Annotated in this window: 19 protein-coding genes; 15 read left to right on the forward strand and 4 right to left on the reverse strand. The window is 37.6% G+C overall.

Annotation, left to right across the window (positions count from 1 at the left end; translation table 11 throughout):
- The first annotated feature begins 272 nt into the window (after positions 1 to 272).
- The 7 genes from AC4BC3_RS00610 (at position 273) to AC4BC3_RS00640 (ending at position 8,394) form a co-directional block, all read left to right on the forward strand.
- A complete protein-coding gene (locus tag AC4BC3_RS00610) occupies positions 273 to 911 on the forward strand; it encodes a DNA alkylation repair protein (protein ID WP_206907678.1) in 639 nt (212 codons plus the stop codon).
- Between the two features lie 19 nt (positions 912 to 930).
- Positions 931 to 1,704 (forward strand): HAD family hydrolase, encoded by a 774-nt coding sequence (locus tag AC4BC3_RS00615; RefSeq protein WP_490466694.1) that lies wholly within the window; start codon positions 931 to 933, stop codon positions 1,702 to 1,704.
- A gap of 195 nt (positions 1,705 to 1,899) precedes the next feature.
- Positions 1,900 to 2,697, forward strand: coding sequence for a TIGR00282 family metallophosphoesterase (locus AC4BC3_RS00620; protein WP_490466695.1), 798 nt, complete (start codon positions 1,900 to 1,902; stop codon positions 2,695 to 2,697).
- A 9-nt stretch (positions 2,698 to 2,706) separates the two neighbouring features.
- On the forward strand, positions 2,707 to 3,126 hold the full coding sequence (locus AC4BC3_RS00625) for a YlbF family regulator (RefSeq protein WP_206907667.1): 420 nt from the start codon (positions 2,707 to 2,709) through the stop codon (positions 3,124 to 3,126).
- Positions 3,074 to 5,692, forward strand: coding sequence for a DNA mismatch repair protein MutS (mutS, locus tag AC4BC3_RS00630; protein ID WP_206907664.1), 2,619 nt, complete (start codon positions 3,074 to 3,076; stop codon positions 5,690 to 5,692). The genes AC4BC3_RS00625 and mutS overlap by 53 nt, the downstream gene beginning before the upstream one ends.
- Positions 5,693 to 5,709: 17 nt before the next feature.
- A complete protein-coding gene (gene mutL, locus AC4BC3_RS00635) occupies positions 5,710 to 7,812 on the forward strand; it encodes a DNA mismatch repair endonuclease MutL (protein WP_490466696.1) in 2,103 nt (700 codons plus the stop codon).
- Between the two features lie 21 nt (positions 7,813 to 7,833).
- Positions 7,834 to 8,394 (forward strand): Maf family protein, encoded by a 561-nt coding sequence (locus AC4BC3_RS00640; protein ID WP_490466697.1) that lies wholly within the window; start codon positions 7,834 to 7,836, stop codon positions 8,392 to 8,394.
- Positions 8,395 to 8,469: 75 nt separating this feature from the next.
- On the opposite strand, the gene treP is transcribed toward AC4BC3_RS00640, so the two are convergent.
- Positions 8,470 to 10,452, reverse strand: coding sequence for a PTS system trehalose-specific EIIBC component (gene treP / locus AC4BC3_RS00645; RefSeq protein ID WP_490466698.1), 1,983 nt, complete (start codon positions 10,450 to 10,452; stop codon positions 8,470 to 8,472).
- A gap of 233 nt (positions 10,453 to 10,685) precedes the next feature.
- On the opposite strand from treP, the gene treR reads away from it, so the two are divergent.
- The 7 genes from treR (at position 10,686) to AC4BC3_RS00680 (ending at position 15,354) form a co-directional block, all read left to right on the forward strand.
- On the forward strand, positions 10,686 to 11,399 hold the full coding sequence (gene treR, locus AC4BC3_RS00650) for a trehalose operon repressor (RefSeq protein WP_206908636.1): 714 nt from the start codon (positions 10,686 to 10,688) through the stop codon (positions 11,397 to 11,399).
- A 79-nt stretch (positions 11,400 to 11,478) separates the two neighbouring features.
- Positions 11,479 to 11,928, forward strand: a complete 450-nt coding sequence (gene msrB / locus AC4BC3_RS00655) for a peptide-methionine (R)-S-oxide reductase MsrB (protein ID WP_206908634.1) — start codon at positions 11,479 to 11,481, stop codon at positions 11,926 to 11,928.
- 177 nt (positions 11,929 to 12,105) lie between these two features.
- Positions 12,106 to 12,708: a Holliday junction branch migration protein RuvA gene (ruvA, locus tag AC4BC3_RS00660; protein WP_206908624.1), complete on the forward strand. Its 603-nt coding sequence runs from the start codon at positions 12,106 to 12,108 to the stop codon at positions 12,706 to 12,708.
- Positions 12,709 to 12,720: 12 nt separating this feature from the next.
- Complete coding sequence (gene ruvB / locus AC4BC3_RS00665) at positions 12,721 to 13,722, forward strand: Holliday junction branch migration DNA helicase RuvB (RefSeq protein ID WP_206899512.1); 1,002 nt, start codon at positions 12,721 to 12,723, stop codon at positions 13,720 to 13,722.
- A 39-nt stretch (positions 13,723 to 13,761) separates the two neighbouring features.
- Entirely contained in the window at positions 13,762 to 14,343 is a 582-nt protein-coding gene (locus AC4BC3_RS00670; protein WP_206908622.1) for a TetR/AcrR family transcriptional regulator, read from the forward strand.
- A gap of 37 nt (positions 14,344 to 14,380) precedes the next feature.
- On the forward strand, positions 14,381 to 14,830 hold the full coding sequence (locus AC4BC3_RS00675; protein ID WP_490466699.1) for a low molecular weight protein-tyrosine-phosphatase: 450 nt from the start codon (positions 14,381 to 14,383) through the stop codon (positions 14,828 to 14,830).
- A 149-nt stretch (positions 14,831 to 14,979) separates the two neighbouring features.
- Entirely contained in the window at positions 14,980 to 15,354 is a 375-nt protein-coding gene (locus AC4BC3_RS00680) for a hypothetical protein (protein WP_206908618.1), read from the forward strand.
- A gap of 264 nt (positions 15,355 to 15,618) precedes the next feature.
- Here the strand turns inward: AC4BC3_RS00680 and brnQ are convergent, their stop codons facing one another.
- Complete coding sequence (gene brnQ / locus AC4BC3_RS00685; protein ID WP_490466700.1) at positions 15,619 to 16,980, reverse strand: branched-chain amino acid transport system II carrier protein; 1,362 nt, start codon at positions 16,978 to 16,980, stop codon at positions 15,619 to 15,621.
- 152 nt (positions 16,981 to 17,132) lie between these two features.
- Here brnQ and AC4BC3_RS00690 point away from each other — a divergent pair, with 152 nt between their 5' ends.
- Positions 17,133 to 17,741: a TMEM175 family protein gene (locus AC4BC3_RS00690; RefSeq protein WP_490466701.1), complete on the forward strand. Its 609-nt coding sequence runs from the start codon at positions 17,133 to 17,135 to the stop codon at positions 17,739 to 17,741.
- A gap of 46 nt (positions 17,742 to 17,787) precedes the next feature.
- Here AC4BC3_RS00690 and AC4BC3_RS00695 read toward each other — a convergent pair whose 3' ends face one another.
- Positions 17,788 to 19,140: an amino acid permease gene (locus AC4BC3_RS00695; protein ID WP_206911100.1), complete on the reverse strand. Its 1,353-nt coding sequence runs from the start codon at positions 19,138 to 19,140 to the stop codon at positions 17,788 to 17,790.
- 265 nt (positions 19,141 to 19,405) lie between these two features.
- Positions 19,406 to 20,146, reverse strand: coding sequence for an amino acid ABC transporter ATP-binding protein (locus tag AC4BC3_RS00700; RefSeq protein WP_206911102.1), 741 nt, complete (start codon positions 20,144 to 20,146; stop codon positions 19,406 to 19,408).
- Between the last annotated feature and the right edge of the window lie 3 nt (positions 20,147 to 20,149).

The raw sequence follows: 20,149 nt of genomic DNA on the forward strand, positions 1-20,149 counted from the left end.
CCGAAACGGGGCAACAAACTAGGGACGAGCTATTATTTTCCTGCTGCATTATTTTACACAAATTACAGTATAGTTGATGTAAAGGGCAAGTGTCAAGTAGAGAAACGCGTAAAAACGCTTTACAAACGATCGTATGCTCTATAAAATGAGAAGGTATCTGTCCAATCGATTTAACTGACAATAAAGGGGCACTTTTAAAATAAAAATAAATCGTGAAATGGTAAGGAAACTGTAAAAGTGAATTGCTTATTATTTTGAGCGGAGGAGCTAACTTGGACGAACTTATTTTTCCTAAAAATGAAGAACAGGCTGTAACCATGGAAAAGTACATGAAAAATCATTTCATTTTTGCAGGTGTGCCAAAACCAGAACGCGCGCGTTTACAAAAAATGTTTCTGGCGCAAAGCAAACAACTAGAAGTAACAGAAATTTTGTCACTTGCAAAAAAATATTATCAAAAATCAGAAAGAGAGTATCAATATGTAGCAATCGAGCTGATTCAACTTCATGTGAAACGTCTGGCATTTTCTGACTTGGTAATGTTGTTATCACTTGTACAAGAAAAAGAGTGGTGGGACAGTATTGATTCTTGGCGTAAAGTATACACGACGTGGTGTATGGCACATCCAGATCAGTTGGAGCAAGTGTTTAACCTATTCATTCAGCAAGAAGATTTTTGGTTACGGAGGATCGCAATTACTTTACAGTTAGGATTAAAAGAAAAGGTAAACCAGTCACTATTGAAAAAAGCGATCCTACAAGATATAAAAACAAACGAATTTTTTATTCAAAAAGGGATTGGCTGGGCCTTGCGCGATTACAGCAAAACGAATCCCGGCTGGGTAAAAGATTTATTAGAACACGAAACATTCAGTAAGTTGGCAGTAAGAGAAGCAAGCAAATATCTATAAGAAAGCGAGACGATCAGACATGGAACGAAGCTTATTTGCCTTTGATATTGACGGAACGTTATTGGACACAAACAAACAAGCATTAGATAGCACAAGAGAAGCATTGCAACAATTGCGACGAGCAGGACATTTAGTGACAATCGCAACAGGGCGTAGTCGTTTTCATGCGCAAGAAATTATTCGTGAATTAGAATTTGAAAATTATATTTTGTGTAATGGCGCAGCTGGATTCTTGGATCATGAACAAGTTTACAAAAATTTGTTGGATCGTGACCAGCTAGACACGTTTGTTGAAGAAGCTCAGACAAAAGAAATTGATACAGCGTTTGTTAGTTTGGATAATATGAAGCGATCTTCTTCTAATGATGTTCAAATCATGGAAGAAGCGATGCATTCCTTTGGCGCGGTGTTGCCTGAATTGGATCAATTTTTTGTTGAAGATCAAGACATTTATCAAGCTTTAGCATTCTTCAATAAAAGTTATGACACACAGTTTCAAAAATACGACAAACTTCGTTTTGTTCGTTGGCATGAAAACAGTGTAGATGTTGTGCCTCATGATGGTTCAAAAGCTGCAACGATCCTTCATTTGGCAGACCAAGTCGGAATTCCACGCGAATCCATCATCAGTTTTGGCGATGGATTGAATGATCGAGAAATGTTACGTGAATCGGGTATTGGTGTGGCAATGGGAAATGCGTCAGCAGAAGTTCAAGCTACAGCCGATTTGGTGACTGATACGAATGATCAAGATGGTATTTGGAAAGCACTCAAAAAATTAGCTGTAATTTAAATACAATTAGTCAATGAGTAATCAAACATTGATGACTGGCCCTTGATAAGAAGTCCGAGACGAAAGAAAGTCTCGGGCTTTTTTGTTCCACAGTTTGTCTTATGACTCATGGTTACAACCTTCTCAGAGAGCTTTTCTTTCTTAAAAAAAACTACTATAATAATAGAATGATGTTAAAAGAGAAGAGGAATCAATGTGCGGGTATTGTTTATTGGTGATGTAGTGGGATCTATGGGAAGAGAAATGATTACGGAATATGTCCCTCGTTTGAAGAAAAAATATCGTCCACAAGTAACTATCGTGAATGGTGAAAATGCTGCTTCTGGAAGAGGTATCACGGAAAAAATTTATAAAAAACTTTTACAAGATGGTGTTGACGTTGTGACTATGGGAAATCATACATGGGACAATCGCGGTATTTTTGAATTTATTGATGACGCGAAAAAAATGGTTCGTCCAGCGAACTTTCCAGAAGGAACACCAGGTCAAGGAATGGTATTTGTCAAAGTCAATCAAGTGCAACTTGCCGTTATCAATATGCAAGCTCGTTCATTTATGACTGATTTGGATGACCCATTTCGTAAAATGCAAGCACTAGTTGCTGAAGCACGAAAAAGAACGCCAATCATTTTTGTTGATTTTCATGGAGAAACGACTAGTGAAAAACAAGCAATGGGCTGGTTTTTAGATGGTGAAGTGTCAGCCGTTGTGGGAACACATACACATGTTCAGACAAATGATGCACGTATTCTACCAAATGGAACAGCTTACTTAACGGATGTCGGTATGACAGGTCCATACGATGGTATTTTAGGAATGCGTCGTGACGTGGTTATCGAAAAATTTTTAACAGCAATGCCAAAGCGCTTTGAAGTTGTGGAAGAAGGTCGTGCTATTTTATGTGGTTGCTTGCTGGAGATTGACGATACAACTGGAAAAGCAAAAGACATTCAATTGATCCAAATCAATGACGACCGACCATTTATGGAGTGAGGTAGATCAATGGCTTTTTTAGAAAATGAACCAGAAATACAAGAAACAGTTGACCAACTGACGAAACTTCTAGGTAAAAACGAAATTATTGTTCGCTATAAGGAATTAGAAGAAAAAGTAAATCAAAATAACTATTTAAAAGAATTGACCGAGGAGATCAAAGTGGCGCAAAAAGAGGCAGTCCAATTTGGTCATTATGGTAAAGTGATTGCTGAGCAAGCAGCAATTGCTCGTGCGAATCAATTGACAAAAACATTTGAACAACATCCTTTAGTGATTGCATATCGTCGCCAATTACTAGAGGCAAATGATCTTTTGCACTATTTGACTGGGTTGATTCAAGATGAAATCAATGAATTATTAGAGGAGGAAAACAATGCCTCAAAAAACAAAGAACACACCAATGATGGAACAATATCTAAGCATTAAGGCACAATACCAAGATGCTTTTTTGTTTTATCGTCTTGGTGATTTTTACGAACTATTTTATGAAGATGCAATCCAAGTTTCACAGCTACTAGAGCTAACATTAACGAGCCGAAATCGCAATGCGGATGATCCAATCCCAATGTGCGGCGTGCCACATCACGCTGCACAAGGGTATATCGATAGTTTGGTTGAAAAAGGCTATAAAGTGGCCATTTGTGAACAAGTTGAAGATCCAAAAACAACGAAAGGCATGGTTAAACGTGAAGTTGTTCAGTTAGTGACACCAGGAACAGTTATGGACAGTAAAGGTCTTTCTGCAAAAGATAATAATTACTTGACTGCTGTTGTACAAGAAGGTGATGAGTTTGGTTTTGCCTATGTTGATTTGAGCACTGGCGAGTTAAAAACAGCACATCTTTTTGATGAAGAAGGCGTTTTAAATGAAACTTCTGCATTGCAGACAAAAGAATTAGTATTGGGCACAGAGATTTCTGTTAGCTTACGTGAACAATTAAGTATTCGTTTGGGTTTAGTTTTTTCTTCTCAAGAGACATTGGAGGAAAATGCCGAATTTAATTTTTTGACGCGTGAAATAACAGATGGACTTGAAAAAGAAGTGACAGGAAAGCTATTGACTTACTTAGCGGTGACGCAAAAGAGAAGTTTAGCCCATATTCAAAACGCAGTGGAATATCAACCAGATCACTATTTAAAAATGGACTATTATTCCAAATTCAATTTGGAATTAAGTCAGTCGATCCGAACAGGTAAAAAACATGGGACTTTATTGTGGTTATTAGATGAAACCAAAACAGCAATGGGTGGTCGCATGCTCAAACAATGGCTTGATCGACCATTGATTCAATCACATGCAATCAATACCCGCCAAGAGATGGTTGCTTCTTTAGTTGATAGTTATTTTGAACGAATTGATCTGCAAAGTGCGTTGACTAAAGTTTATGACTTAGAGCGCTTAGCCGGCCGAGTGGCATTTGGAAATGTGAATGGTCGCGATTTGATTCAATTGAAGACGTCACTTGAACAAGTGCCAATGATTCGTCAACTGATTGAAGGAATCGACCAAGGACAATGGCAAGCACTATTAGAAAAAATGCAACCAATGGAAGGTCTTGTTCAGCTAATCAACCAAGCAATCAATGAAGATCCTCCATTACAAATCACAGAAGGTAACGTGATTCGCGATGGATTCAATGAACAATTAGACGCCTATCGTTCAGCCATGAAAAACGGGAAACAATGGCTAGCTGAACTAGAAGCTCGGGAACGAAAAGAAACTGGGATCAAAAACTTAAAAGTTGGGTTTAATCGTGTGTTTGGGTATTATATCGAAATTACAAAATCAAACTTAGCGAGCTTAGAAGAAGGCAAGTATGAGCGGAAACAAACATTAGCAAATGCAGAACGCTTTATTACGCCGGAGTTAAAAGAACTAGAAACTCAAATCCTTGAAGCCGAAGAAAAGTCTGTCGATTTAGAATACCAACTGTTTTTAGCTGTTCGTGAAGAAGTGAAAAAAGCTATTCAACCTTTACAAACATTGGCAAAATCAATCAGTACAGTTGATGTTTTACAAAGCTTTGCGACAATCAGTGAACGTTACCAATATGTTCGTCCAGTCTTAACGAATAATAGTCAACAATTATGTATTCAAGAAGGTAGGCATCCAGTAGTTGAAAAAGTACTAGGCCACCAAGAATACATTCCAAATAGTGTCGAGATGGACGAACAAGAGATGATTCTGTTAATCACAGGGCCGAATATGTCAGGGAAAAGCACATATATGCGCCAACTTGCATTAACTGTCATCATGGCACAAATGGGGTGTTTTGTTCCGGCACAGAAAGCTGTTTTACCGATTTTTGATCAAATCTTTACTCGAATTGGAGCGAGCGATGACTTGATTGCTGGTCAAAGTACTTTCATGGTTGAAATGATGGAAGCCAATCAAGCACTGCGCAATGCTACACCAAATAGCTTGATTTTATTTGATGAGCTGGGTCGTGGAACGGCGACATACGATGGGATGGCACTAGCACAAGCGATCATTGAATATATTCATCAAAATGTTCAGGCAAAAACACTTTTCTCGACGCATTATCATGAACTAACAGTCTTAGACGAAGAACTTTCTCAATTGAAGAATGTTCATGTCGGAGCAGTTGAAAAAGACGGGGAAGTTGTCTTTCTTCATAAAATGATGGAAGGTCCAGCTGATAAAAGTTATGGAATCCATGTGGCGAAAATTGCAGGATTACCAACAGACTTGTTGAAACGAGCATCAACGATTTTAGCAACACTTGAATCTGGGGAAGAAAAGCATCACCAAATCCCTGTTGAACCAGTTAAATCTGTTGTGGAGATGCAGGAACGGCCTGCACAAATCTCGGAAGCACAAGTAAATGAGGAAACACAACAACTTTCTCTATTTGCTGAATTGTCAGATGGAGAACAAGAAGTTGTGACATCATTGAAGAAACTTAATTTATTAGAAATGACGCCAATGGATGCACTGAATAAATTATATGAATTACAAAAACAACTTTAGAAAGAAGGCGTAGACCCATGGCGAAAATCCAAGAACTATCAGAACGTTTAGCCAATCAAATCGCAGCCGGTGAGGTTGTCGAACGCCCAGCCTCTGTTGTGAAAGAATTGGTCGAAAATGCGATTGATGCAGGAAGCAGCCAAATCGATATCTTAGTGGAAGAAGCTGGTCTGCGAACAATTCAAGTGATAGACAATGGTGAGGGAATTTTGACTGATGATGTTGAAAGTGCATTTAAGCGTCATGCAACAAGTAAAATCCATAATCGAGATGACTTATTTCGGATTCGTACACTTGGTTTTCGTGGCGAAGCACTTCCAAGTATTGCTTCTGTTTCAGAATTAACGATTGAAACAGCTAATCAAGAAGAAAATCAAGGAACGTTCGTAGCACTAAAAGGCGGGGAGGTTACGGAACATCGCCCAGCACCATTACGTCAAGGAACGAAGATTACTGTAAGCAATCTTTTTTTCAACACACCTGCTCGCCTTAAATATGTCAAAACGTTGCATACAGAACTCGCAAATATTGGGGACATTGTGAATCGCTTGGCGTTAAGCCATCCAAATATTGCTTTTCGTCTCATTCATGATGGCAATAAGATGTTAGCTACTGCGGGAAATGGTGATCTCAAGCAGACTATTGCTGGTATTTATGGCTTAACTACTGCCAAAAAAATGTTGAAAATCGAAGCAAAAGATTTAGACTTCGAACTGGTGGGCTATGTCTCGCTTCCAGAGGTAACTCGTGCGAGCCGGAATTATTTATCAACGATCATTAACGGACGCTATATCAGAAACTTTGCTTTGAATAAAGCAATTGTAGCTGGTTATGGCTCAAAATTGATGGTTGGTCGATATCCAATTGCTGTTTTAGAAATCAAAATGGACCCACTATTAGTGGATGTAAATGTTCATCCAACAAAACAAGAAGTCCGCTTATCCAAAGAAAAAGAATTGACTGACTTGATAGCAAATGCAATCCAAGAAGCGCTTAGTCAAGAAAATCTGATTCCTAGTGCTGCAGACAATTTAAGATTTAAAAAGAAAGTCACAGACCAGCCAAAAGTCGAACAAACAGAAATTGATTTATCTTATGCATTTGAAGATGAAAAACCAAAGAAACCACAAAGTCTAAATTTTGATCGAGAAACAAGTAGTTTTTATGTGGAAGAAACAAAACAACCTAATTTTGGAAAAACTGTTGATAACTCTGTGGAAAATGTTGAAAACTTTGTTCCATTTTCTGAAGAAATGACGAATTATCCAGAAAACGGTGGGAAAATGGTGGATAAACAAGAAAATACTGTGGAAAACTTTGTAGAAAAGTCTGTGGATAAAATCACAGAAGAAACATTATCCACTGTGGATAATGTCGAATTTCAAGAAGAACAACCCCAAACAGTAGAAAGAAATGCCTCAGAACAAGTTTACGAAGACGAACTTGCCTTGCATCCGGAATTTGGCCAAGGAAATAGCCGGGCATTGGATCAAGCCATTCAAAAGTTGGAAACAGAAAAAGTAACTGAACGCTTTCCACAACTGGAATATTTTGGACAAATGCATGGCACTTATCTATTTGCACAAAGTAGTACGGGCTTATATATTATCGATCAACATGCGGCACAGGAACGTATCAAGTACGAATATTTCCGTGAAAAAATCGGCGAAGTGTCGAATGACTTACAGGAATTGTTGGTACCTTTTGTTTTGGACTATCCTAACAATTACGCATTGAAACTAAAAGAAAAGAAACATTTGCTTGAAGAATCCGGGATTTATTTGGAAGAATTTGGGCAGAATAGTTTCATTGTTCGCGCACATCCAACTTGGTATCCAAGTGGCGAAGAAGAGTCGATCATCAGAGAAATGATTGATATGCTGCTGACAACAGGTAGTGTTAGTGTGAAAAAATTTCGTGAAGCAACGGCAATCATGATGAGCTGTAAACGTTCAATCAAAGCAAATCATTATTTGAATGAAGCACAAGCCCGCGTATTACTAAAGGACTTAGCACAATGTGAAAATCCATTCAATTGCCCACATGGTCGACCGGTATTGATCCATTTTACTAACTCGGATATGGAGCGGATGTTTAAACGTATCCAAGATCCACATTAAAAAATAGGAAAGAGGCAGAAAATGAAAATAATCTTAGCTTCTCAATCTCCTCGAAGAAAGGAATTGTTGAGTCGTTTAGTTTCTGAGTTTGCAATTCAACCAGCTGACATTGATGAGACACCGATCGACGGTGAAGACCCTGTCGCGTACGTTCAACGAATGGCGTATGAAAAAGCACAAGCAGTCGTGGAGCAGCAAACGGAACAAACATTAGTGATTGCTAGTGACACTACGGTTATTCATCATCAAAAAATTTTAGGGAAACCAGTGGATTTAGCCGATGCAAAAGCAACGCTTCGCTCATTAAGTGGGGAAACACATCAAGTGTATACTGCTGTTGTCTTAAAATCGAAAGAACGAGAAGAAAGAATTTTAGCGCAAGCTGAAGTAACTTTTTATCCACTAACTGAAAAAGAAATCGATACGTATTTGGCAACAGGTGATTATCAGGATAAAGCTGGTTCTTATGGCATACAAAGTTTTGCTGGTGCATTTGTTAAAGAAATAAGTGGCGATTATTACAGCATTGTTGGCTTTCCAATTGGTGCAGTGAACCAAGCACTTAAAGAATTTTTACTTTAAAAAAAAACAAAAAATAAGAGTCACGACAATTGTCGTGACTCTTATTTTTTGTTTATGAATCAAAGAGCAAAAGACCTAGCGAACTTCAGCTTGACCAACTTGTTCTTCTGGGCGAACAAGTCCAGTTTCATCAAGTGAGAAGCTGTCAATTTTTTCGGTATTTGTTAAGACAACAAGAATGTCTGTTTTCTTCCCTGCTTGTTCTACTTGTTCAACAGCCATTTCTGCAATCAGTGAACTTGGGGTTACTAACTCACCTTCTTGAACGTGAACGGTGAATGGAGTTCCTTTTAGTTCAACTGTATCTAAGCCCATGTGTACTAAAACTTCAATGCCTTCTTTAGAAAGAATACCAATGGCGTGTTTGGTTTCAAAAATGTTAGTGATTGTTCCAGTAACTGGGGAGAAAACTTTGTTGTTCGTTGGTACGACAGCATAGCCGTCACCCATCATTTTTTGTGAGAAAACAGGATCATCTACTTGAGTGATTTCTTTTAGTTCACCTGCAGCTACTGCAAATAATTTTTCTGTTTTAAGTGTGGAAGTAGTAGCTTCGAATTGTTTTTGTTCTGGAACAGCTGTTGTACCGTTTGCTGTTTCAAATTGTGCACCGATAGCTTCAGCAGCTGGAGAAACAGGATCGATTTTATTTAAGATTCCTTGACGTCTGAAAATAACTGTTAAGCCGAACGGGATAAAGATGGCAATAATCATTGAGATGATGAAAGGTACCCAAGACTCTGCCTGAATCGCTAAAATCCCTGGTAAGCCACCAACACCAATTGCATTTGCGCGAACGCTCATCAATGTGGCGAACATGCCAGCTAAACCAGAACCAATCATTGCCGCAACAAATGGATAAACATATTTTAGATTGATCCCGAACATCGCAGGCTCAGTTACTCCTAAGTAACAAGAAATCATAGCCGGAATCGAAATTTGTTCTTCTTTTTCATTTCCACGATGTAAGAAAATAATTGCTAAGACGGCTGAACCTTGAGCAATGTTAGATAGTGCAATCATTGGCCAAAGGTTTGTAGAACCAAAGTCTGCAATTAACTGCATATCGATCGCGTTTGTCATGTGGTGGAGTCCTGTGATTACGAGTGGAGCATACAAGAAACCAAAGACAGCGCTGAATAACCAACTAATGGAAGAAGTCAACCCAGCATTAACGACAGTAGAGATCCAACTTCCGATTGTCCAACCAATTGGTCCTAAAATGACATGCGCGGCTAAAACAGTTGGAACTAATGAGAAAAGTGGAACGAAAATCATTGAAATGGATTGTGGAATAATTTTTCGGAAAAAGATTTCTAGATACGCAAGCATAAACCCAGCTAACATCGCAGGGATAACTTGTGCCTGGTAACCAATCATATCAACTTGAGCGAAGCCAAAATCCCAAAATGGAATATCCGCAGCGGCGGTAGATGCAACGCTATACGCATTTAATAATTGCGGAGAAACTAAGGTAATACCTAAAACAATTCCTAATATTTGCGTAGTACCCATCTTTTTCGCGATGCTCCAAGTAATACCAACTGGTAGGAAATGGAAAATTGCTTCACCAGGTAACCATAAGAACGCATTCACACCGCTCCAAAATTGTGAGTGTTCAACGATTGTGCCACCTAGACTATCAAATTGGATTCCTTCCAATACATTTCGAAATCCTAAAATCAGTCCACCAACAATAATTGCGGGAATCAATGGGGTAAAAATTTCAGCTAAAACAGCGACTGCTCGTTGAATAGGATTAAGATTTTGTTTTGCATACGCTTTACTTTGTTCTTTTGAGACACCTTCTACACCAGATACAGAAACAAAATCGTTGTAGAAAGTTGCTACATCGTTACCAATAATAACTTGGAACTGTCCAGCATTAGTGAACATTCCTTTTACACTTGGAATATCTTCTATTGCTTCCTCATTCGCTATTGCTGGATCATTTAAAACAAAACGCATCCGAGTGGCACAATGGCTGACTGCAGCAATATTTTCTTTTCCACCGATTTCTTTTAACAATTTCTCGGCATCTGCTTGGTACTTTGTCATAAGAAAAACTCCTTTCACTTAACTTGTCTATGCAAGTTTCTTTAGTTAACTATACTGGAATCAAAAACGAAATGCAAGCGTTTTATTTCAAGTGCTGTTATTTGTCCTCGTAATCGATTTATTCTCTGGTGATACGCGACTTTCCTCATCTTTTTTGAACATTGAAATGAAAACAATGCTATAGTATAGTGGAGCAATAATCGAAAAAATAATTGGGTGGAGGAATCAAAACAATGAATAAATTTAATGAAATTTTTTTGGATCTGGAGAAAAAAATTTTAGCAAAGCAATATCCTCCGCACACACTTTTACCAAGTGAAAATCAATTAATTAAAATATACGGCGTCTCTCGAGAAACGATCCGAAAAGCACTGCAGCTATTGACAACAGAAGGTTATATTCAGAAAAAACAAGGAAAAGGATCGATTGTCTTAGAAAGAAGTCGTTTTGATTTTCCAATTTCAGGACTGACGAGCTACAAAGAATTGCAAGAAACTCAAAATATTCCAAGCAAAACGATTGTTCAAGAGTTAGTTGAAACAAAAGTCGATAAAGAATTAAGCGAAATTACCGGATGGACAGTTGGGACGCCAGTTTGGCATTTAGTTCGACAGCGAAAAATCGCAGGTGAGGTTGTGATTTTAGATCGTGATTACTTATTGAAAGAAGTTGTACCGACTTTGTCAACTGAACAAGCAGAAGCATCTATCTATGATTATTTTGAAAATAACTTGGGATTGACGATTGCTTATGCGCAAAAAGAAATTACGGTAGAACCTGTGACACCAGAGATCTACGATGCAATGACCTTAAATGATGATCCCTACGTGGTGATTGTTCGAGGATTAGTTCACCTAGAAGATACGCGTTGCTTTGAGTATACAGAATCCATTCATCGATTAGATAAGTTTCGCTTTGTTGAATTTGCGCGTCGTCGTAAAGTTTGATTCTTAGCAAGAAGTGAGCAGATTAGTTGCCTCTTTTGGTTGTTGGTCAGTAAGATTAACAGAAAAGGAGATGACGTCAATGGCAAAAGAAAAAAATCCAGTAACTGATGAAGAATTGAAACAAAAATTATCGCCAATCGCATACGCAGTGACGCAAGAAAATGCAACTGAACGTCCATTTAGTGGAAAATATGATGACTTTTATGAAAAAGGAATTTATGTTGACATCGTGAGTGGAAAACCTTTATTTAGTTCAACGGAAAAATACGATGCAGGCTGTGGCTGGCCATCTTTCAGTAAGCCGATTAGTGACGATGAAATTGCTGAAAAAAACGATCGCTCACATGGCATGCACAGAGTAGAAGTTAGAAGTCAAAGTGCCGATTCACATCTTGGTCATGTTTTTAATGATGGTCCAGCAGATAAAGGTGGATTACGTTACTGTATCAATTCAGCTGCGTTAAAATTCATTCCATATGATGAAATGGCTGAGCAAGGTTATGAAAAATATAAATCACTTGTTGAATGATCCACCTAACGAAAGGAAGAGAAACCTCGAAATAGGCAAGCCGAAGCGAGGTTTCTTTTTTATTCGCTTTTTTTAGTTTTTTGTTTGAATTTGCTTAAAAGGAAGCTACTTTTTTCAGTCGTTGAAATGTGCTACAATAAAGCGAACGTATGTGTGTGAAAGAAAGAGGAAAATTGAATGTATGAATATCTAAAAGGGATGGTTACATTTATCAGCCCTTATTATATTGTGGTAGAAAATCAAGGAATTGGTTACCAAATCGCCTTAGGAAATCCTTATCGTTATAGTGGTAAGATGAACAAAGAAATAACTATCTATTTACACCAGGTCATTCGTGAAGACGGTCATCTACTTTATGGTTTTTCTAGCTTAGAAGAGAAGCAATTGTTCTTAAGACTCGTTAGTGTTTCAGGAATTGGCCCAAAAAGCGCGTTAGCAATCATGGCGAGTGATGATCACTCGGGTTTGATTCATGCAATCGAGTCTGGCGATGTTACTTATTTAACAAAATTCCCAGGTGTTGGTAAAAAGACCGCACAACAAATGATTTTGGATCTAAAAGGAAAATTAGGTGAAATCAGTATCGAAGCACCAATCAATTTATTTGATGAAGCCAATACACAAGATACGACGGCATTAGCTGAAGCAATGGAAGCTTTAACTGCGTTGGGATATAGTGCAAAAGAAGTGAAACGTGTAGAAAAACAATTACAAGCACAAGAAAATTTGACTACCGATGAATATCTACGCCAGGCGCTAAAATTGATGATGAAAAAGTAGGAGGGAAGCACGATGACAGACGAACATATTCTATCACCAGAAACTGGCGAGAATGAACTTAGTTTGGAAAAATCTCTCCGACCACATTTATTGTCACAATACATTGGACAAAATAAGGTGAAACAGGAACTTCAAATTTATATCGAAGCCGCTCGTAATCGTGAAGAACCACTTGATCATGTACTATTGTATGGTCCGCCAGGGTTAGGGAAAACGACGATGGCAATGGTAATCGCAAATGAGATGTCTGTAAATATCCGTACCACGAGCGGGCCAGCGATTGAACGACCTGGCGATCTTGTTGCAATTTTGAATGAATTGGAAGCAGGCGATGTATTGTTCATTGATGAAATCCATCGCTTACCACGAGTGGCGGAAGAAACATTGTATTCTGCAATGGAAGACTTTTACGTAGATATCATGGTAGGGCAAGGTCCCACAGCACACCCCGTTCATTTCCCTTTACCTCCATTTACATTGATTGGAGCGACGACGCGTGCTGGGATGCTTTCAGCACCATTGCGTGACCGCTTTGGGATCATTTCACACATGGAATACTACGATGAGGGAGATTTACGAGAAATCGTTCAGCGTTCTGCTTCTATTTTTCAAACAGATATCGTAGAAGACGGGGCAATTGAAATTGCACGTCGTTCTAGAGGAACCCCACGGATTGCGAACCGTTTGTTAAAAAGAGTGCGTGACTTTGCACAAGTTCAAGCAGATGGAAAAATCGACCGAAACATCGCGGACCAAGCGCTGACTCTTTTACAAGTCGATCATGCGGGACTAGACTACGTTGACCAAAAGCTATTGCGAACGATGATTGAATTATATGGTGGTGGACCAGTCGGTTTAAGCACGTTGTCTGTAAATATTGGTGAAGAACGTGAAACTGTTGAAGATATGTACGAACCATTCTTGATTCAAAAAGGTTTTTTAAAACGAACACCTCGTGGGAGAATTGCTACTGCATATGCTTATGAGCACTTTGGTTATCCCTATAATGAATAGTTATTGAAGTAGAAATTTACTGAGATGGGAGGAAAAAAAATGGGAGATTCCATTCATACGAAACAAATAATCAAACATTCACTGATTCGCTTGTGTCAACAAAAGACATTTCGCAAAATAACTGTTCAAGAAATTGCGTACGAGGCGAATATCAACCGTCAAACATTTTATTATCATTTTACAGACAAGTATGACTTGCTTCGTTGGGTGTACTTTGAGGATGCCTTTCACTTTTTAGATGCTCATAATTTATCATTAGATAATTGGGAAGAACAAGCCTTAAAAATGCTGAAGGCTATTGCTGATAACAAGGAATTTTATAGCAATACAGTTGCATCAGACCAAGAAGTCTTGCAACAAGAATTTTCGACAATCATCCAACAATCTTTTATTAGTATTTTTAATCAAATGGATCAAGAAAGGCAATTGTCGCAACAAGACAAACTTTTTTATGCTCGCTTTTTCTCTTATGGCTGTAGCGGTGTTTTGGTAAATTGGATAACGCATGACTATCAGGAAACACCAATGGAAATCGCGATGCAATTATTTCGATTGGCAAAAGATACGGAGCTTTATTCTTACCGATTATATGCTCAGGAAGAATCAGAGACAGATGAGTAAGGAAATGAAGAATGTTTTATAAAATGGAGGGAAAAAAATGACCAAAGTTTTATTTGTTTGTTTAGGCAATATTTGTCGCTCACCAATGGCAGAAGGATTGCTACAAAAAAGAGTTCAAGAAGCAAAGCGGGATGCTGACTTTTTGATTGACTCTGCTGCTACAAGTTCTTATGAAATCGGTTCTTCACCACATCCCGGAACGCAAAGAATTCTTGACCAAGAAGACATTGATACAGGCAACATGATTGCTCGCCAAATTACCTCAAAAGATTTCGAGACCTTTGATTGGATTATCGGCATGGATCAAGAAAATGTACGAGAATTACAGCGAGTCGCGCCTAAAAATACTCAAGCTAAAATCAAATTGTTTATGAGTGTTGTTCCTGGGAAAGAAACGACAGATGTTCCTGATCCCTATTTTACAAATAACTTTGAGGAAACATTTCAGTTAATCAATGAAGGATTGGATCATTGGAATTTTACGTAAAAAAGAGAATATAAAATAACATTTTTTATATTGGGGATAAAAGAGCGAGTTTTAGTTAGAAAGCTTATTTTCTTGTTTTTTTCATTAAATTTAGGTAAAATAAAATTACTTAATTCATTACTTTCTTAGCAAAAGGAGGAGTACATTCGATGGACGAGGAAACAGTATCACCAATGAAGAAACTTACCAAGTTAGTGACGCACACGTCGTATCAGTTTTTTGATTCTTTTGTCAATGACACAGAAGAAAAAGCCAAGAATGTACGCAAGCAAGGAGAGTTTGTTCTTGAGCTTCAAAAAGCTGCGGCAAAAGATAGTTTAGTTGTTTTGCAAGTGAGAGAAAATCGTTTAAGTAATAAGCATGAAACTGTATCTGGATGGGTAGCGACAAAAACCGTTGAAAAAGAGCGTGTCATGATTCGTTTACGAAATGATGAGCAACAAATTCGAATGATTCCCATTGAGCAAATTGAGAAAATCACGAGTCTATCGCCAAGTGGAGAACAAGAACGTTTATCACGTTAAGATGTGTGTTTTATTTTAAGAAAGCTAAAAGAGCTTTTCTATCTTTTGATAGAAAAGCTCTTTTTTGATTTGTTCTCTAAAAAAAGATCCTGCTAGCTGGGGGGCTAGCAGGAAAGGAGTTAAAAAATGAAAAAGTGTTGTTAGGGTTGTTTGTTGGTATGTGTATATAATAGAGCGAAGTTGTGAATATTTTGTGACGATTTTTTTCGAAAGTTGTTAAGTTTTAGCAATAAAAAAATGTCTTTTTTATTTCGTGTTAAAGAATTACTCAATTGCTGATGGCACAGTTTCTTTTTTTACGAAGCTCCAAACCAAGCCAATAACAAAGCCAATAATTGCGGGAACAATCCATCCCATGCCAAAAGAAAAGAACGGCAAATAGCTTGTAGCAAATCGTAAAATTGTTTGAACGAACGGTGTATCTTTGATTACAGCAGGTGCGGCATTTAACGCATCAAGAACAGAAGCAATCAAAGTAAAATACGTAGTCATTCGATAAACACATGCTCTTTTTTTAAACAACGGCTCACATAATACCAATAAAATCAATGTCATTGCTAAAGGATAAATAAACATCAAGACAGGTAAAGAAATCTGGATGATATTTGTTAAACCAACATTAGCAACAAGGCAAGCAAGGACACTTGCAAGTGTCACATAAAATAAATAGCTTCTCTTTGGGAAAAGCTCCGAAAAGGTTTCGGCAAATGCCGTGATCAAACCAATCCCAGTTTTTAAACAAGCCAGAATTACAATCAGTGCTAACAAGATGCTTCCATAAGTTCCTAAATAGTGATCTGCAATTTGTGCAAGAGCGATCCCACCATTTTCACTCAAAGGAAACGTACCTAAACTCATCGTTCCTAAGTAAGAAAGCAACGTATAAATGATTCCCATCAAAAGGACACTGATGGCGCCAGATTTGATTGTACCTTTTGCAATATCTGAGGATTTAGTAATTCCCATCCCACGAATCGTTGTCACGATGATGATTCCAAAAGCTAATGAAGCAAGAGCATCTAATGTATTGTAGCCTTGAGTGAAACCGGTGAAGAAGGCATGGGTTTGATAATTAGGCTGGATTGGAGTATCAGCGATAGATCCAAGTGGATTCAAAAATCCTAGTAAAAGTAAGATTCCTAGTAAGATTAAAAAGATCGGATTCAAAAATTTACCAACGTAATCTAAAATTTTAGTTGGTTTGCGCGATAGCCACCAAGCAGTAAAGAAGAACAAGATACTAAAAAGTGCTAGAAAAAGTGACTGTTGCTTTGGTGCAATGAAAGGTGCTAATCCGATTTCAAAGGAAGTGCTGGCTAACCGTGGTAAAGCAAAAAAAGGGCCAACGACTAAATAAAGTAAAATAGTAAAAATAATAGCATATTTTCGATTCACACGTTGTGCTAATTCATAGACCCCAGAGCTTTTTGATACGCCAATAGCGATAACACCCAAGAAGGGCAAGCCAATTCCAGTAACTAAGAACCCAAGATTTGCCCAAAAAACGGCAGAGCCAGCCTCTTGTCCCATGTGAACAGGGAAAATTAAGTTTCCTGCTCCAAAAAATAATCCAAAAAGCATTGAACCAATAAAAATACTTTCTTTAAATGACAGTTTTTTTGTCATAGACGAGTCTCCTTTAAAATTCATTTTTTTTAAGGTAACAGAAATTGTGTGTGCACGCAACAATTTTCTGAAAATTTATACAGTATTATCGGTAAGTATTTTTTTAGAACCAGTGCTAAAATGTAATCAGCATTGAAATAAGGGAGAAAAAAATGACTAAATCAAGGTTAGAAGCTTTTACAGATGGTGTGGTAGCTATTGTTTTAACAGTGCTAGTGCTAGATATTGAAATTCCTGCTCCTGCTAACTTTCAATCTTTGTGGGGAATCAGAAATACTTTACTTGCCTATTCAATCAGTTTTCTCTTTGTTGCAGTAATTTGGGTCAATCATCATCGCATCTTTCAAATGGCAGATAAAATTAACTATCGAGTGGTGTGGGCAAATATTTTTTGGTTGTTTTGGTTGACGCTTTGTCCATCAGTTACGAGCTGGGTCGGAAGAAATCCGACAGCATTTTGGCCTGAGATGTCTTATGTCATTGTTTACACAATGTGGAGTCTATCTTTTGGTATTTTGATCAAACAAGTGTTGAAAGCAAATAACAAAGATTCTCATGTCGTCAAAACAGTTTCAAAGGATCATCGCAGCATGATTTCGATGATTATCAATATTGGTTTGATTATTGGGGTATTTGTCCAGCCGTTGATTGGTTTGTTTGGGCGTTTTCTTGTATCAGGTTTGTGGATATTATCCTACAAAAAAGCAGATTATTACTATCAGAAAATCGTTTTACGCAAAAGAAGTGAAGTGAGCAAATAAAAAAACTCTTTTTCCAAATATAATTTCTTTTGGAAAAAGAGTTTTTTTATTTTTTTCGTTCATATCTCAAATGATAGATGGTTAATAAAGCAATAAACCAAATTGGAGTCAAGAAAAATGCTAGTCGAGTGTCTTCACCTAAGATCAATACACCACAGACGAATAACATATAGACAAAGACGAGGTAGTTACTAATCGGATAAAAAGGCATTTTGAATGAATGTGACTTTTTGCCTAAGATACTCCGACGATATTTTAAATGAGTGTATACAAGCATGCTCCAGATAAATAGAAAACAAGTGGTCGCAATACTACTAACTAAAGTAAAGACCTCACTAGGCATAATGTAGTTAAGAACAACTGAAATAAAAATAATGATTGTCGAAAAGACTAGTGCTTGTCCTGGCACATGATGCGTGGTTAATTTTTTAAATCGTTTAGGTGCGCTCCCTTCTTGGGAAAGAGAACGAAGCATTCGTCCAGTACTATAAATCGCACTGTTACAAGCAGAAGCCGCGGCACTTAGAACTACTAAATTGATAATGGATGCTGCCATCGTAATACCAATCTCAGAAAAAACTTCTACAAACGGACTTTCATTTGCATTGAGACTGTTCCAAGGATAGATGGACATGATAACAAATAGAGATCCTAAATAAAATAAAATGATCCGGATTGGAATATTGTTAATTGCTTCTGGCAAAACTTTTTCTGGATTTTTTGTTTCACCAGCAACCAAGCCAACCAGTTCAATCCCAGCAAAGGCAAAAGTGACCATTTGAAAAGAAAGAATAAATCCTTTAGCACCTTTTGGAAAAAATCCTCCATGTGACCATAAAGTTGAAATAGCAGCAGGACCAGCACTCGTTTGATAATGAGTGAGAATCATGTAGACACCAACAAGAATGAAGGCAATGATGGCGACCACTTTGATCAATGCAAACCAAAATTCCAGTTCACCAAACAATGAGACAGCAACCATATTCAAAGCAAGCAGTAAAATGAGTGCAACTAGTTCTGGAAGCCACTGAGGAACACCAGGTGCCCAATAACGAACGTACATCCCAATTGCGGTTAAATCCGCCATAGCAATTGCAATCCAGCAAAACCAATAAGTCCATCCTGTAACAAAAGCCGCTTTTTTCCCAAGATACTCAGCAATAAAATCTAAGAAAGAGTGATTGTTTGTATTGGATAAAAGCAACTCCCCTAGCGCACGCATAATGAAAAAACAAATACAACCTGTGATCAAGTAAGCGAGTAAAATGGAAGGCCCCGCTAATTGAATCGTCTTTCCGGAACCTAAGAAAAGACCAGTACCAATCGCTCCTCCAATTGAGATCAGTTGGACATGTCGATTCTTAAGTCCCCGCTGTAATTCTTGTTCATTTTCGTCCATAAAATAATCATCCTAACTAAAAAGTAATTACCTTAAGTTTAAGAGAATTTTCAGAAAATTACAACTTTGTTTTCTAATTAATAGAAAAAAGCGCATGGGATAAACAAAGGCCCTCACAAAAATAGGGAATAGCTATTCAAAAAAATTTTTATGGATTGTGAGAAGGGAAAACATAGGGCAATCAATTATTTTTGAATTTGGATAGAAGGACGACAATAAAAAAAGCTAGGATCTTGTCTGATCCCAGCTTTTTTTGTACATTCATTTATTTATTTAAAATACGTGATAAGAATTCTTTTGTTCGTTCTTCTTTTGGATGAACGAAGATATCTTCAGGTGATCCTTCTTCAGCGATGATTCCTTTATCCATGAAAATGACACGATCCGAAACATCTTTTGCAAATTCCATTTCGTGTGTCACGATAATCATAGTTAAACCAGTGTGAGCCAAGTCTTTCATAGTGTTTAGAACTTCGCCAACCATTTCTGGATCTAGTGCCGAAGTTGGTTCATCGAATAATAAAACATCGGGGTCCATTGACAATGCACGAGCGATAGCAACACGTTGTTTTTGACCGCCAGATAATTGGGAAGGTTTTGCTTCGATATAGCGATCCATACCAACTTTTTCTAAATTTTCAATGGCAATTTTTCGTGCAGATGTTTTGTCACGTTTTAAAACTGTCAATTGGCCTGACATACAATTTTCTAAAACATTCATATTATTGAATAAATTAAATGACTGGAACACCATACCCAAGTGTGTGCGGTACTTAGGTAAGTTATATTTAGGAGTTAAGACATTTTCGCCTTCATAAATAATTTCCCCACCTGTTGGTTTTTCTAGAAGATTGATACAGCGTAATAAAGTGGATTTACCTGAACCAGAAGATCCGATAATTGTTACAACTTCACCTTTATTAACCGTCACATTGATATCTTTTAATACTTCGTTGTCACCGAAGCTTTTTCTTAAATGGTTGATTTCAATAATTGTTTCGTTCATGTT

It is taken from the genome of Enterococcus sp. AAFC-DPL-6103 (genome assembly GCF_058216595.1).